The organism is Mesorhizobium sp. LSJC285A00 (genome assembly GCF_000503155.1).
GTDB lineage: Bacteria > Pseudomonadota > Alphaproteobacteria > Rhizobiales > Rhizobiaceae > Mesorhizobium.
The window spans coordinates 39,664-53,547 of sequence record NZ_AYVK01000011.1; the positions used below are offsets into that span (position 1 = coordinate 39,664).

Here is a 13,884-nt window from a genome sequence, read left to right on the forward strand (position 1 = left end):
CCGGGATCTACCCCAACTCCAGGGTCGTCACGCCAAATATTCGGCGCGAGTCGACCTTCGGAGGCGGGCCCTTGTACATGCGCGTGGTGGTGAAGGTCGGCCTGAAACCAATTGCTGAAAGCGCCGTGGTGAAATCGAAATTTTCGGCAGGAACGTCGATATGCAGGTCGCCACCTTCGCATGCGGCAGCCAGACTGCCCATGAGCTGCATCGCCGTCTCGGTGTCGTCGGCAAACAGCGGGCCGATCTTGTAACCCGAACGGCAGGGACGAGCCACGGCGTAGCCTATGGTGCCGAGTGAACTGATCGCGGCGAACCCGCAATGCGGCGGCTGCGCCCAGCGGTGCAGGAAGGCTCGTCGAGGCGCGGGGAAACAGCGGGCGTCATAGACGATGATGTCGGGCACGAGTTGCGTGGTTATCATGCGCACCCCTTCGCTTCGGACGGGCGGGGTCGCGATACGGCCGCTGAAGCGGATGGTTTCGTACGCCGAGCTGAATCCCGTGCGGCGATAATTCGCCAGCTGCGCGGCGACCCCGTCGAGGCCGACCGTTCGGCCGGCCAGCCTGGCCATGCCCGCATTCCAGACTGCTTTGCCATGGCCTTTGCCGCGCATGTCTGGTCGGCAGATGTAGAGACCGATGAAACCGAAGTTGCCGCCATAGGCGACAGCCGAGATGGCGGCGGTCATCTCGTTGTCGACAAAAGCGCCGATGAACCCTTCAGGATCGGTTGGCCGGAACGCCGCGGCATCGTCAAGGCCAGGGTTCCAGCCTTCAGCCGCCGCCCAGTCGATGAGAACGGTCAGTTCCGGCGGAGACAATGCGCGGACGGTAGGCTTCATAGCGTTCACTCCGCGGCGACCACCCCCGGCGAGAAGGATTTCAGCACGCCGCGATAGGGCTTGGCCAGCGGACTAGCATAGGAGCCGCGCTTCGAGGTCGACAGGCCCAATGCGATCAGCGCCTCGGCCTGTTTGAGGGCGGCGCCGACGCCGTCGATGACGGGCAGGTCGAACTCTTGCTGCAACCGGTGTGCCAGGTCGGCCATGCCGGCGCAGCCGAGCACGATGGCCTCGGCGCGGTCTTCCGCTATGGCGCGGGCGATCTCGGCGCGCAGTTTCTCGACAGCGCCGGAAGCAGCGTCTTCAAGCGAGAGTACGGGAATGTCGGCGGCGCGCACGCGGGCACGCCCGGCCATGCCATAGCGCTGCACCAGCCCCTCGACAGGGACACGCGAGCGTTCGGTGGTCGTCACCACTGTGAAGCGCTGGGCAATGTAGGAGGCGACACTGAGTGCGGCCTCGCAGATGCCGATGACCGGAATGGAGGCCATGGCGCGTGCCGCATCCAGGCCGGTATCGTCGAAGCAGGCGATGATGGCGGCCTGAGCCCCGGCACGTTCGCCGGCGGCGATCTCCATCAAAAGGCCGGGCACGGCCAATGCCTCGTCATAATAGCCCTCGATCGAGGCCGGGCCCATCGAGGAGGTGACCGCGATCACCTCGGTCCCGGCGCCGGCAACGCCGCGCGCCGCCGCCGCGATCGTCTCGGTCATGCTCGCCGTCGTGTTGGGGTTCACCACCAGTATCTGCACAATCAAACCCTGGCCCGCCTGCGGCCAACATAGAGGATGGCGCCCAGTGTGGCCAGGATCACCAGGAAGGAGAACACGGTGGTCACCGTGCCCAGCGCGTAGAGCACCGGCGTCGTGACATTGGTGGTCATGCCGTAGATCTCGAGCGGCAGCGTGTTGAAGGTGCCCGACGTCATCAGCGTGCGGGCGAACTCGTCATAGGACAGCGTGAAGCCGAACAGGCCGACGCCGATCAGGCTCGGCGCGATCATCGGCAGCACGACATGGGCGAAGGTCTGCCAGGAGTTGGCGCCCAGGTCACGCGCGGCTTCCTCATAGGCGGGCGAGAAGCGGTTGAAGACGGCGAACATGATGAGCACGCCGAAGGGCAAGGTCCAGGTCAGGTGCGCGCCGAAGGCCGATGTGTACCAGGCTGGGCGGAAGCCGACCTGCTGGAAGACGACGCCGATGCCGAGCGAAATGATGATCGAGGGTACTACGAGGCTGGCGACCGCCAGGTAGAACAAAGCGGTGGCGCCACGAAATTTTTGCCGGAAAGCGAGCCCTGCCAGCAGCGACACGACGACGGTGACGATCATCACCATAAGGCCGAGCACGAGCGAGCGCTTGAAGCTCCCGCCGAAATCGCCGACCGCCTGGCGCTCGAACAGATTGGCGAACCAGTGCAGCGACACGCCATTGAGCGGGAAGGTGAGGCCGCCGGTCTCGCCTTGGAAAGAAAGGATCAGGATCGCCGACAGCGGGCCGTAGAGGAACAGCACGAACAGAGTGAAGAAGACCGCAAGCACATAGAATTCGAGGGTGCGTTTTTCGTGGCTCACCTCAAAGCTCCTTGCGGATGTCGACGATGCGCAGGATGCCCGCGACCATCAACAGTACCAACACCAGCAACACTACGGCATTGGCGGCGGCTGCGGGATACTGCAGCAGCGACATCTGGTTCTTCATCATCAGTGCGACCGACGCGCTCTGGCCGCCCGACATCACCTGCACAGTGGAGAAATCGGCCATCACCAGCGTGACGACGAAGATGGTGCCGATCGCCATGCCGGGCTTGGCCAGCGGGATGACGACGTTCCACAAGACCTGCCAGCCGGACGCGCCGGCATCGCGCGCGGCCTCGACCAGCGAGCGGTCGATGCGCATCAACGTGTTGAAGATCGGCGTTACCATGAACAGCGTGTAGAGATGCACCATGGCCAGCACCACGGCGAATTCCGAATAGAGCAGCCATTCGATGGGTTTTGGCACCAGCCCCAACTGCACCAGCGCCGAGTTGATCAACCCGTTGCGGCCAAGCACCGGGATCCACGAGATCATGCGGATGATGTTGGAGGTCAGGAACGGCACCGTGCAGACAAGGAACAGCACCATCTGCATGGCGGTGGTGCGGATATGGAAGGCGAGGAAATAGGCCACCCAGAAGCCGATGAACAAGGTCAGGGCCCAGACGATGGCAGCGAATTTGATGGTGCTGAGATAGGTCTTCCAGGTGACCCATGATCCCAGCACGTCGAAATAGTTCGTCGTCAGGAAATCCGGATACATGGCGGCGAAGTCATAATCCCAGAAGGAGACGACGACGATCATGATGATTGGCAAGAGCAGGAACGCACCGAGGATGAGCGCCAGCGGCGCCGATTGGAGGTAGGGCGTGACGGCACTGATGGAGAAGCGCCGGCGTCTGGCGGGCTTGGCTGCTGCGATGGCGGGGCGTTCGAGCGCGACTGTCATTGGGAAAATCCTCCGCGTGATCGCGATGACTTGCGATCCTTCGCGCCCCCCTCTGTCCTGCCGGACATCTCCCCCACGAGGGGGGAGATCGAACTCTCATAACGGCCTTCGCCAAACTCCAACGTTGCTAACGAAGAGCCGGCCATGACGCTGCCAATCTCCCCCCAAGTGGGGGAGATGTCCGGCAGGACAGAGGGGGGCGCGAAGGATCGCAACATCCCAGTGAACGCGTCCGCTCTACGCCGCGATGAACTCGTTCCAGCGCTTCACCATGTAGCGGTCCTCGTCCATGACCGAGTTCCAGCAGGCGACCTTGCCCATGCGCTCTTCGAACGAGCCGCCGTCGCGCACGGCGCCGGCCTTTTCCATGACGGTGCCGTCCGGCGCCTTGATCTCGCCCTTGGCCGGCTTGCCTTCGATCCAGTAGCCCCATTCGTCGTCGGACATGAACTTCTTGGCCGAGACCATATTGGCGGAATAGTAGCCCTGGCGGTTGAGATAGCCGCCGACCCAGCCCGACGTATACCAGTTGATGTATTCGTAGGCCGCGTCGAGTTCGGCGCCCTTGAGATGGGCGGCAAGGCCAAGGCCGCCGCCCCATGAGCGGTAGCCCTCCTTGAGCGGCTGGAAGCGGCAGGCGATGCCTTTGGAGCGGACGGCGGCGACGGCCGGCGACCACATCGACTGGATGACCACTTCGCCCGATGCCATCAGGTTGACGCTCTCGTCGAACGACTTCCAGAAGGCGCGGAACTGGCCGGCCTGCTTGGCCTTGATGAGGAAGTCGATCGTCTTGTCGATCTCTTCCTTGGTCATGTTGCCCTTGTCGGCATATTTGATGCTGCCTGTGGCCTCCATGATCATGGCCGCATCCATGATACCGATGGACGGGATGTTGAGGATCGCGGTCTTGCCCTTGAAGGCCGGGTCCATGATGTCGGCCCAGGTGGTGATGTCGCGGCCGACGAGGTCGGGCCGGATGCCTAGCGTATCGGCGTTGTAGATCGTCGGCACCATGGTGAACCACTTGGTCGGCGCCTTGGCGAAGGTCTTTGAGTCCTGCGCTTGGACATAGCCGACCGTGTGCGGCGCGGTGCCCTGGGCAATGATGCTGTCGGGCGTCAGCTTGCCGGTTTTGAACAACGGCACCAGCTCGTCGTAGTATTTCAGCTTACTGACATCCATCGGCTGCAGCACGCCGCTCGGGAACACCTTCTTGCAGATCCAGTATTCGATGTCGGCGATGTCATAGCTGTCGGGCTGGGTCACGGCGCGCTGGGCGGCCGCGTCCGAATCGGTCGCCGTCATTTCCAGCGTGATGCCGAGGTCGGCCTTGCACTTGTCGGCGATCGCGTTCAGGTTCGACACGCCGGTGCCGAACTGGCGCAGCGTGATGTTGGACTGCGCCCAGATGGTCGGGAAGCCTGTAATGGCGCCCGAGCCTGCGGCGAGGCCGACGGCGGCCGCACCTGTCTTGAGCAACGAACGGCGCGAAATTCCGGTCTTTGTTTCTACTGTTTTTGTCATTCCTATTCCCCTGTTTTGTTTTGCGAACTCATGAATGAAGGCGCCCGAGGACGATGGCGTCCTCGGAATCCCAGGCGAGCGGTACGGCGCCGCCAAGGGCGACGGGTTTGGCGAAGAAGTCGGAATCGTCGATGATAACGGTGAAATCGTCGATGCCGGCACCGGTGACCGACAGCTTCACCGTGGCGCCGCGATACTCGATGTTGGAGACGATGCCGGTGAAGCCGAGGCCGGGAGAGGGTGCTTCGCCGATGCGCACATGGTCGGTGCGGATGGCGATGTCGATCGGCGTGCCCACCTCCTGGCCCGCCTCCCGGCCTTGCCCGCGGGCGGCGAGCGAGGCGCCACCATTGACGTCGAAGACGACCATGCCGTCGCGCGCGCCGGTGACCCGGCCGGAGATGACATTGTGGTCGCCCATGAAGCGCGCGACGAAGGCGGTGGCCGGCCTTTCGAACACATCTCGTGGCGGCGCAGCCTGTTCGATGCGGCCGTCATTCATCACCACGATCAGGTCCGCCAATGCCATGGCCTCCTCCTGACTGTGGGTGACGTGGACAAAGGTGATGCCGAGCGAGGTCTGCAATTTCTTCAGCTCGGCGCGCATGCGTATCTTCAGGAACGGGTCGAGTGCCGACAGCGGCTCGTCGAGCAGCAGCGCCTCGGGATCGGTGATCAGAGCGCGGGCGAGTGCAACACGCTGCTGCTGGCCGCCGGAAAGCTGCGCCGGCCGGCGCGTCGCATAGGCCTCCATCTGCATCAGCTTGAGCATGTCGAGCGCCTTGGCACGGCGCTGCTCCTTGTCGACGCCCTTCATCTTCAGGCTGAAGGCGACATTGTCGACAAGGTCGAGATGCGGAAACAGCGCATAGGACTGGAACATCATCGCCGTGCCACGCTTTGCCGGCGGCAGGTCGGTGACGACAATGTTGCCGAGGCGGACATCGCCCGACGAAATGCTTTCGTGGCCGGCGATCATGCGCAGCGTCGAGGTCTTGCCGCAGCCGGAGGGGCCAAGCAGGCAGCAATAGGTGCCTGCCGGTATTTTCAGGCTGATGGCCTCGACGGCAGTCGTCGTTCCGTACACTTTCGAAACGGAGACGATGTCGATCTCGGCGGCTTTGGACATTCAGGCTTCCCCGTTTGGTCGCATTAACCAATGCATTATGCGTGCCAATCGGCGGCAATCGGCCCAAGCGTTTGAATCGACAGCGAAATCGGGGTTCTTGCCCACTGCCTAGCCGGTAGGCTATCTTGTGCATTGCACAAATTATGGGCGATTGTGCGCGATCTGCACAAGAATCGTATGCAATCTTTTTTGGCTTCGTGTCCACTTTGCCTCTCGTGCGCAGGCGACGAGTCGCGCTAGAAGAGGCTGGGAACCATCATCGCCATGAACATTGCCGATCAGATCCATTCCGCCGACAGCGCCAACCAGGATCGCGCCCAGGCGATTCGCGACAATCTGCGGGACGCCATCGTCGACCGTCGGCTGACGCCCGGCACCAAGCTGTCGGAAGGCGAGGTCGGCACGCTGTTCGACGTCTCGCGCACCGTCGCGCGCGCGGCGCTGCAGATGCTGTCCTTCGAGGGGCTGGTGCGTACCGAGCGCAACCGTGGCGCCTTCGTCGCCAACCCTTCGCCCGAGGAAGCGCGCCAGGTGTTCGCATCGCGCCGGCTGATCGAGCCGGGCATAGCCATTGCCGCCTGTGGGCGGGTCACAGCCACCGATATCGCTGCGTTCCGCGCGCAGCTCGACGAGGAAGGCCGCTTCATCGCCGAGCGCGGCCCAACCGCCCGGCGCTCCGAAATCAAGGCGTCGGGCGATTTCCATCTGCTGCTCGCCTCCGTCGCCGGCAATGCCATCCTGCAGCGCTTCATGGAGGAGCTGGTGGCGCGTTCGTCGCTGGTCATCGCCCTTTACGGACGATCCGGCGTGTCGGCCTGCGGACACAGTGAGCACACGGAAATGGTCGGCGCGCTGGAAAGCGGCGATTGCGGGTTGGTGAGCCGGCTGATGCTGCACCATATCGACCACATCGAGGCAGATCTCGACCTGCGGGTCAGGGCCGGCCCGGCGCTCCGCGAAGCGCTGAATTTCTGAACGCTAGTTTTCGTCGTCCGTGGGAGCGGGCGCTGCCTGTCCGGCGGCCTTGCGGCGCAGCATCTTGGTCAGCTTCCAGACCGTCGGGTTGTTCTTGATGAAGGCTTTCGCCCGTGCGCCCTGCCGCAGCGCCGACGCCAGGGCGCGTCCCTTCAGCGTCAGGGGCGCCAGCACCTCGAAATGCTGGGTCTCGATATCGCACCAGAGCCGCTTGTAGGGCTCGTCGCCGACCGAGAAATCATAGACATCGAAGCCTGTTTGGCAGGCTTCCTCGATGATGTCGAAGAAAAGGAAATCGCCGGGGCTGGTGTGGCCGAGATCGTCCTCGGCGATGGCGCCGAATTCGCAGATCAGGCGTTTGCCCGAGCGGCTCGAGCCGGTGATTGCACGCAGCTTGCCGGCCACTTCGAGCCCATGCAGCACAAAGGCCGGTTTCTCCTCGGCCAGCGCGCCGGCGAAGAGGGCACGGAAGAAAGCCCGCACCTCCGGCTCGCCGAAGACATTGGCGATGCCCATCTTGGCGAAGCGGAACTCCTTCATCTCGAAGAAAGCGTCGAGCAGCCGGTTCACGTCTTCGGGTGTCTGCGCCTCGATGCGGCGATGAACGCCGACCGCCTCGAATTTTCGTGTCTGCGAACGGTGCTTCTTGCGCTTGCGCTTGCCGCCCACACGCGACAGCAGCGCATCGAAACCACCGTCGAGATTGACGGCGAGCGACAGGTTTGGGCTCGGAAAGTTGGAGAACGCCACCAGCGGATTGGCAACACCATCGAGGTCGGGCAGAAGCCTTTCCAAGGCAACGAGATCGATGTCGGGACGCGCCTTGCCGATCGCCGTCACCAGCCTGCGGATCCCCCCAGCATCTGCCTTTGCCAGCCATGCCGGATCGGCGGCGGCGAAATTGCCGTTGGCATGGCGCCCGCCCATGAAGCGGGCGACGCGGAATGGACCAGTTCGCGTGATTTCCAGTGCCAGTGCAAAGACCGGCCTGTCCTCGATTGTCAGCGTGGCAATGACGGCATCGGGATTAGCCTGCGCCGTCCAGGCACGAACCCAGTCCGCGCTTTGCGCCGGCGCAAACAGCGCCGAACGGCAGAATTCGCCGTAAGAGGCGAGCGCGGCAGCATCTGCGATCGACACCGACAGACTGGTCTGGTCGGCAGCCGGCGTGCGCGCAGACGCCTTGCTTGCGGCGAGCCGATTGCCGTCAAATGACGCGGTGGCGTCAACCATACCTCAATCCTTAAGGCGTATTCGTCGCGATCAGGAGTTCGCGTCGGCGCGTTCCGTGCTTGGATCGAGCCTAGGCGCAAAAGGTGAATGAATGATCGACGGTGGTGAGGCAGTTCGGAAACTGGCGCTTAATATCGCCCGCTTTACCGGCCTTGCACCGCTGGCCAAGCCGTTTGTCGGCGGCATTGGCGCCATCCTCATGTTGCATCGGGTCACCGCCACGCCGGAGAAGCCGGACGGCGTTAACCGCCACCTCAACATCGCCCCGCGATTCCTCGACGCTCTCGTCGCCGACATGAAGTCGAGGGGCTATGCCTTCGTCACCCTCGACGAGGCGATCGAGCGCATCAAGGCCGGCGGCAAGGACGGCCAGTTCGCCACCATCACCGCCGACGACGCCTATCGCGACAACATGACCGAAGCGCTGCCAGTGCTCGAAAAGCACGACGCGCCGATCACCATCTATGTCGCGCCGGGTCTGATCGACGGCAGCGCCGATTTATGGTGGGACGTGGTCGAGGATATCGTCAACGCGCGGGAGCGTTTGACGCTGGCGACGCCGAAGGGGCCGGTGACCATAGACTGCTCGACCCACGGCAAGAAACTCCACGCCAATGCGCGTCTGCATGCCTATCTGACGCTCGAGGTGCGCGAGGAGGATCAGCGCGCCGTGCTGCGCGATCTGGCGCACTCGAACGGCATCGACCTCGATGGCTTGCGCCCAAGCACGCTGATGACCTGGGACGACATCCGCGCCGTGGCCGGGCACAGGCTGGTGACGATCGGCGCGCATACGGTCAACCACCGCAATCTGAAGCGGCTCGACGAAGGCGATGCGCGCCATGAGATCGTCGACGTCAGGCGCCAACTGCAGGCGCAGCTCGGCGAAGACCCCCGTCATCTCGCTTACCCCTATGGTTACGCCAGCGCTGTCGGCTGCCGCGAAGTGGGCTTTGCCCGCGACGCCGGCTACGCCTCGGCGGTGACCACTCGCCACGGCGTGCTGCACGCCGAGCACGCCGGCTTCCTGCACGCGCTGCCGCGCATTTCGATCAACGGCCGCTACCAGAGCGTCGCCCATATCCGCACCATGTTGTCGGGCTTAACGACGCCGCTGGCCAATGCCGGCAAAATGGTGGTCACCATCTAACCTGGGGCGGGCTCTTCAGCCTTTCGGCGGCGGCTCCAGGATCAGCCATTTGATGATGCCCATCGCAGGCAGCACCCAGAACAGGCCGCTGAACAGGAAGAACAGGAAGTGCACCAGCGGGCTGGATTGCGACAGCTGCGCGACCGCTATGATCGACGCGACCAGCGCATAGATGATGACCAGCGCCACCAGCAGGAAAGTTCCGATCAGCTTTTTCAGGCGGATGGGCATGAGCGTTCTCGTTGATCGCCTCCGCTTAGGCCCAACCGCGCGCCTGTGCAACCCGGGAGATGCGGCGCGACGGCGTGCCGCGCCGTCCGGTCTTGTCAGCCGGGTTGCGATGGTTCACCAATCCGCCACGTCAACCTGCCGGGACCAACCATGGCCGCCATATCAGCCGCCGCGCCTTACATTGACCGCGATCGCGACTTGAAAAATCGGGCGCTGGTGCGCGGCTGGCTGTATGTCGTGCTTCTGGTGCTGTTTGCGCTGGTGCTGGTCGGCGGCGCCACCAGGCTCACCAATTCCGGCCTGTCGATCACCGAGTGGAAGCCGATCCACGGTGTGATACCGCCGCTCAATGACGCGGAGTGGCAGGAGGAATTCCAGCTTTATCAAAAGATTCCGCAATATGCCGAGCTCAACAAGGGCATGAGCCTGGACGCCTTCAAATCGATCTTCTGGTGGGAATGGGCGCACCGCATCCTGGCGCGCAGTGTCGGCCTGGTCTTCGGCCTGCCGTTGCTGGTCTTGTGGGCGACGCGCCGCATCGAGCGCGGCCTTGGGCCAAAGCTGGTCGGTATTCTGCTGCTTGGTGGCCTGCAAGGCGCCATCGGCTGGTGGATGGTGGCCTCCGGCCTGGTCGACCGCGTCTCCGTCAGCCAGTACCGGCTGGCGACGCATTTGACGCTTGCCGCCCTGATCTTCACTGCCACCATGGTGGTCGCGCGCGGGCTGGCGCCGCATTCGGAGCCTGCCGCCGGCCGGTCGACGCAAAGACTGGCCGGTTTCATCGTGCTGCTGGCGCTGGTCCAGATCTATCTCGGCGGGCTGGTCGCAGGGCTCGACGCCGGCCTGAGCTACAACACCTGGCCGCTGATGGACGGCAAGATCATCCCCGGCGAGCTGCTGCTGCTCGAACCGGCCTGGCGCAATTTCTTCGAGAACCCGAAGACGGTGCAGTTCGTCCACCGGCTCGGCGCCTATACGGTCTTTGCCATCGCGCTCTGGCATATGATAGCGACGCGCCGGCGGCTGCCGGGCACGACACACGCACGCCGCGCAACGCTGCTGTTTCTGCTGGTGCTGGTGCAGGCCTCGATCGGCATCGGCACGCTGCTGATGCAGGTGCCGCTGCACATGGCGCTGACCCATCAGGCCTTCGCGCTGGTCCTGCTGGGATTTGCCGCCGCCCACTGGCGCGGCAACAAGGGCGCCTATCCACTGCCAACGCGGCCGCCCATGAACGCAGGTACATCGTCTACGGTGTCTTGGCCGTCGCAATAATCTATTTCGCGAACGAACTGCCTCGCTACGTCTAAAGCGCGAGGCTGCGCCGGTCAGAAGCTGAGCCGCACCTTTCGGATCACTCCCGCAACCGACAGCTCGCGGTTCTCGTCGACCGCATTCTCGTCCTCATGATGCCATGCGGCCGACAGGCAGCCATAGGCGATGGCATGGTCGAGAATGGCAGCCGGCGTCTGGCCGAGTGTCCTGGCGAAGATCTCAGCCATATGCGCGATGCGCTCGGGATCGAGGCAGAGGTCGTCGCGCCCCAGTGGGTTGTAGAACAGATTGGCGGCGTCGAAGCCGGGATCGCCGAGCACGCCCTTCGGGTCGATCGCCAGCCAGCCGCGCGCACCGTGCAAAATGTTGTCGTGATGCAGGTCGCCATGCAGCGGCTTGACCGCATGCGGGGCATCGAGCAGCCGGTCCGCGATTTCGGCGGCCTCGATATAGAGGCTGTGCTCTCCGGCGTCGCGATCGGCTCCGGCCTTTTTGAACAGGCTGGCAAACCGTGTCCGCAGCGGCTGCAGGTCCGGCGGGGCAGGGTGTCTTGAGGGCGAGAACAGTCTCCCCATCAACTCGGCCGCGATTGCGGTCGCGGCGTTGTCGCCTTCTTTGGCCAGAACGTCGGAAAGCAGGGTGTCGCCGGCATATTCGAGCAGCATGCGGTGGCCGTCCCGGCCAAGCAGCCGCACCGCGCCTTCGCCGCGCCGCCATGCGAGATAGTGCTCGCCGCGCAACTCGTCCTCGACATCGTCGAATGGTTTGAGCGCCTTGACGATGGCCGGCGAGCCGTCCTCACGCCGCACCTTCCAGATGCGGCTCGAAAACGTCTCCGCAATGAGCTCGGGCGCGCTGATCTTCCAGCGCTTTGGAAATGCAGGCGCGTCCATTCAGAGCGTGATGCCGAAAAGTGTTAAGCGGTTTTCGGGCAACATGCTCTCTCCAACTGAATTAAAGGCCGAGCATCAGATCCATGTTCTGAACGGCAGCACCCGAGGCGCCCTTTCCGAGATTGTCATAGACCGCAATCAGCAGCGCCTGCGCCCTGTCGTCATTGGCAAAGACATAGACCTTCATGCGGTTGGTGCCGTTATAGACCTCGGGATTGATCTCGGGCAGGCGCTCCACGTGCTCGTAAGGAGCTACCTCGACCACGCCGCCCTTGATGGCGGCAAAATGGTCGGCGATTGCCGCGTGCAGTTCGGCGCCGGCCGGCACATGGTCGAGCCCGCCGAGCTGCAGCGGCACCACTGTGATCATGCCTTGGGCGAAATTGCCGACCGCCGGCTGCATGATCGGATCGTGCGACAGCTTCGCATAGGTGCGCAGCTCCGGCACATGCTTGTGCTGCAGGGTCAGCCCATAGACCTGGAATTCAGAGGCATCCTCGCCCTTGGCGACATAGTCCTCGATCATCGGCCGGCCGCCGCCCGAATAGCCCGAAATGCCATTGACGGTGATCGGGAAATCCGCCGGCAGCAGGCCGGCGGCGACCAGCGGCCGCAGTGTCGCGATCGGTCCTTGCGGCCAGCAGCCGGGATTGGCGACGCGTTTTGCATTGGCGATGATCTTGGCCTGGCCCTTTTCCATCTCGGCAAAGCCATATTCCCAGCCCTCGGCTACGCGATGCGCCGTGGAGGCGTCGATCACCTTGGTGGTGTCGTTGGCAATCAGCGATACGCTTTCCTTGGCAGCCGCATCCGGCAGGCACAGGATGGCGACATCGGCTGCATTGAGGAACTCGGCGCGCGCCGCCGTTTCCTTGCGGCGCTCGGCCGGGATCGAGATGATCTCGAGGTCGCCGCGCTCGGCCAGCAGCGCCCGGATCTGCAGGCCGGTGGTGCCGTGTTCGCCATCGATGAAGATTTTCGGTTTCATGTGCCCGTCAATTCCCTGCTAATTCAGCCTATATGCCCTGGCCATGGTTTGCCGCGCCATGGTTGCCGCTGTTCAGCTCTTCCGCCCGCGCTTTTCGCTCGGCCACCAGGCCGAGATAGTGCATGGCCACCATCGAGCCGGCGATCGCCGTTATATCGGCGTGATCATAGGCCGGCGCAACCTCGACGACGTCGGCGCCGACAATATCGACCTGGCCGAGCTGGCGCAGCGTCGACAGGATTTTCGCCGAGGACGGTCCGCCGGCAACCGGCGTGCCGGTGCCGGGCGCAAAGGCCGGGTCGAGGCAGTCGATGTCGAAGGTGAGATAGGTCTTCCTGCCGCCGGTGCGGTCGACGATCGCATAGGCGATGTCGGAAGCCCGCATCTCCTCGATCTCGTGACCGTAAAGGATCTTGATGCCGAACGTATCGGGGGCATGCGTGCGGATGCCGATCTGGATCGAGCGGTCGGGGTCGATGATGCCTTCATTGACGGCGCGGCCGACGAACGAACCATGGTCGATGCGCTTGCCATCGTCAGGCCAGGTGTCCTGGTGCGCATCGAACTGCACCAGCGCCAGCGGCCCGTGGATGGCGGCATGTGCCTTGAGCAGCGGCCAGGTGACGAAATGATCGCCGCCGAGCGACAACAGGAAGGCACCCGATTTCAGGATCTTCGCCGCCTCGCGCTCGATCGTGCCTGGTGTCTTCTGGTGATTGCCCGAATCGAGCAGGCAATCGCCATAGTCGATGACGGCGAGATGCTCGAACAGGTCGCGCGAGAACGGATATTGCGGGTCGTTGTCGAGGATCGCCGAGGCGCGGCGGATCGCCTGCGGCCCAAAGCGCGCGCCCGGCCGGTTGGTGACGGCGGCATCGAACGGAATGCCCCACACGACGGCGTCCGCGCCCTTTGCATCCTTGGTGTATTTGCGCCGCATGAACGACAGCGCGCCGGCATAGGTCGGCTCGAAGGAAGGCCCCGTCTTGGAGCGGGCGGTGAAGGCGTTGTCGATGGTCTGGTTCGCCATTACGGGTCCTTCTTTGTTCATCGGGCTGCCACAACTACAGAACCGGCACGCAAGATGCCAGTCACAGCTTGGCGAAACGCCATAGCGTTCTAGAGGGGCGACACAGGATTTGTATCGCCAAGG

The 13,884-nt window shown here is 63.7% G+C and carries 14 protein-coding genes; 3 read left to right on the forward strand and 11 right to left on the reverse strand.

What is annotated here, in order from left to right; genetic code table 11:
* Positions 1-7 precede the first annotated feature (7 nt).
* From X726_RS157395 to X726_RS157370, 6 genes are all read right to left on the reverse strand, one after another.
* Complete coding sequence (locus tag X726_RS157395; RefSeq protein ID WP_023669392.1) at positions 8-844, reverse strand: GNAT family N-acetyltransferase; 837 nt, start codon at positions 842-844, stop codon at positions 8-10.
* A 5-nt stretch (positions 845-849) separates the two neighbouring features.
* A complete protein-coding gene (locus X726_RS157390; protein WP_023669393.1) occupies positions 850-1,596 on the reverse strand; it encodes an aspartate/glutamate racemase family protein in 747 nt (248 codons plus the stop codon).
* 2 nt (positions 1,597-1,598) lie between these two features.
* A complete protein-coding gene (locus X726_RS157385) occupies positions 1,599-2,417 on the reverse strand; it encodes an ABC transporter permease (RefSeq protein WP_023669394.1) in 819 nt (272 codons plus the stop codon).
* Between the two features lies 1 nt (position 2,418).
* Positions 2,419-3,330, reverse strand: a complete 912-nt coding sequence (locus X726_RS157380; protein ID WP_023669395.1) for an ABC transporter permease — start codon at positions 3,328-3,330, stop codon at positions 2,419-2,421.
* Positions 3,331-3,567: 237 nt separating this feature from the next.
* Positions 3,568-4,857: a PotD/PotF family extracellular solute-binding protein gene (locus X726_RS157375; protein ID WP_023669396.1), complete on the reverse strand. Its 1,290-nt coding sequence runs from the start codon at positions 4,855-4,857 to the stop codon at positions 3,568-3,570.
* 28 nt (positions 4,858-4,885) lie between these two features.
* Entirely contained in the window at positions 4,886-5,986 is a 1,101-nt protein-coding gene (locus X726_RS157370; protein WP_023669397.1) for an ABC transporter ATP-binding protein, read from the reverse strand.
* 264 nt (positions 5,987-6,250) lie between these two features.
* Here X726_RS157370 and X726_RS157365 point away from each other — a divergent pair, with 264 nt between their 5' ends.
* On the forward strand, positions 6,251-6,961 hold the full coding sequence (locus tag X726_RS157365; RefSeq protein WP_023669398.1) for a GntR family transcriptional regulator: 711 nt from the start codon (positions 6,251-6,253) through the stop codon (positions 6,959-6,961).
* Positions 6,962-6,964: 3 nt separating this feature from the next.
* Here the strand turns inward: X726_RS157365 and X726_RS157360 are convergent, their stop codons facing one another.
* On the reverse strand, positions 6,965-8,194 hold the full coding sequence (locus X726_RS157360; RefSeq protein WP_023669399.1) for a GNAT family N-acetyltransferase: 1,230 nt from the start codon (positions 8,192-8,194) through the stop codon (positions 6,965-6,967).
* Between the two features lie 91 nt (positions 8,195-8,285).
* On the opposite strand from X726_RS157360, the gene X726_RS157355 reads away from it, so the two are divergent.
* Positions 8,286-9,344 carry a polysaccharide deacetylase family protein gene (locus tag X726_RS157355; protein WP_023669400.1) on the forward strand — a complete coding sequence of 353 codons (1,059 nt, stop codon included), beginning with the start codon at positions 8,286-8,288 and terminating at the stop codon, positions 9,342-9,344.
* A 15-nt stretch (positions 9,345-9,359) separates the two neighbouring features.
* Here X726_RS157355 and X726_RS157350 read toward each other — a convergent pair whose 3' ends face one another.
* Positions 9,360-9,575 (reverse strand): DUF2842 domain-containing protein, encoded by a 216-nt coding sequence (locus X726_RS157350; RefSeq protein WP_023669401.1) that lies wholly within the window; start codon positions 9,573-9,575, stop codon positions 9,360-9,362.
* A 150-nt stretch (positions 9,576-9,725) separates the two neighbouring features.
* On the opposite strand from X726_RS157350, the gene X726_RS157345 reads away from it, so the two are divergent.
* Positions 9,726-10,850, forward strand: a complete 1,125-nt coding sequence (locus tag X726_RS157345) for a COX15/CtaA family protein (RefSeq protein WP_023669402.1) — start codon at positions 9,726-9,728, stop codon at positions 10,848-10,850.
* A 53-nt stretch (positions 10,851-10,903) separates the two neighbouring features.
* On the opposite strand, the gene X726_RS157340 is transcribed toward X726_RS157345, so the two are convergent.
* From X726_RS157340 to speB, 3 genes are all read right to left on the reverse strand, one after another.
* Positions 10,904-11,743: an aminoglycoside phosphotransferase family protein gene (locus X726_RS157340; RefSeq protein WP_023669403.1), complete on the reverse strand. Its 840-nt coding sequence runs from the start codon at positions 11,741-11,743 to the stop codon at positions 10,904-10,906.
* Positions 11,744-11,804: 61 nt separating this feature from the next.
* Positions 11,805-12,731, reverse strand: a complete 927-nt coding sequence (argC, locus tag X726_RS157335) for an N-acetyl-gamma-glutamyl-phosphate reductase (RefSeq protein WP_023669404.1) — start codon at positions 12,729-12,731, stop codon at positions 11,805-11,807.
* Positions 12,732-12,759: 28 nt separating this feature from the next.
* A complete protein-coding gene (gene speB / locus X726_RS157330) occupies positions 12,760-13,761 on the reverse strand; it encodes an agmatinase (RefSeq protein WP_023669405.1) in 1,002 nt (333 codons plus the stop codon).
* Positions 13,762-13,884: the final 123 nt, after the last annotated feature.

What these genes read in the sequence shown, in the direction of transcription:
- X726_RS157370 (WP_023669397.1), bottom strand. Translation starts at nt 5,986, where the DNA reads ATGTCCAAAGCCGCCGAGATCGACATCGTCTCCGTTTCGAAAGTGTAC.
- X726_RS157350 (WP_023669401.1), bottom strand. Translation starts at nt 9,575, where the DNA reads ATGCCCATCCGCCTGAAAAAGCTGATCGGAACTTTCCTGCTGGTGGCG.
- argC (WP_023669404.1), bottom strand. Translation starts at nt 12,731, where the DNA reads ATGAAACCGAAAATCTTCATCGATGGCGAACACGGCACCACCGGCCTG.
- X726_RS157360 (WP_023669399.1), bottom strand. Translation starts at nt 8,194, where the DNA reads ATGGTTGACGCCACCGCGTCATTTGACGGCAATCGGCTCGCCGCAAGC.
- X726_RS157375 (WP_023669396.1), bottom strand. Translation starts at nt 4,857, where the DNA reads ATGACAAAAACAGTAGAAACAAAGACCGGAATTTCGCGCCGTTCGTTG.
- X726_RS157355 (WP_023669400.1), top strand. Translation starts at nt 8,286, where the DNA reads ATGATCGACGGTGGTGAGGCAGTTCGGAAACTGGCGCTTAATATCGCC.
- X726_RS157395 (WP_023669392.1), bottom strand. Translation starts at nt 844, where the DNA reads ATGAAGCCTACCGTCCGCGCATTGTCTCCGCCGGAACTGACCGTTCTC.
- speB (WP_023669405.1), bottom strand. Translation starts at nt 13,761, where the DNA reads ATGGCGAACCAGACCATCGACAACGCCTTCACCGCCCGCTCCAAGACG.
- X726_RS157340 (WP_023669403.1), bottom strand. Translation starts at nt 11,743, where the DNA reads ATGGACGCGCCTGCATTTCCAAAGCGCTGGAAGATCAGCGCGCCCGAG.
- X726_RS157345 (WP_023669402.1), top strand. Translation starts at nt 9,726, where the DNA reads ATGGCCGCCATATCAGCCGCCGCGCCTTACATTGACCGCGATCGCGAC.
- X726_RS157380 (WP_023669395.1), bottom strand. Translation starts at nt 3,330, where the DNA reads ATGACAGTCGCGCTCGAACGCCCCGCCATCGCAGCAGCCAAGCCCGCC.
- X726_RS157365 (WP_023669398.1), top strand. Translation starts at nt 6,251, where the DNA reads ATGAACATTGCCGATCAGATCCATTCCGCCGACAGCGCCAACCAGGAT.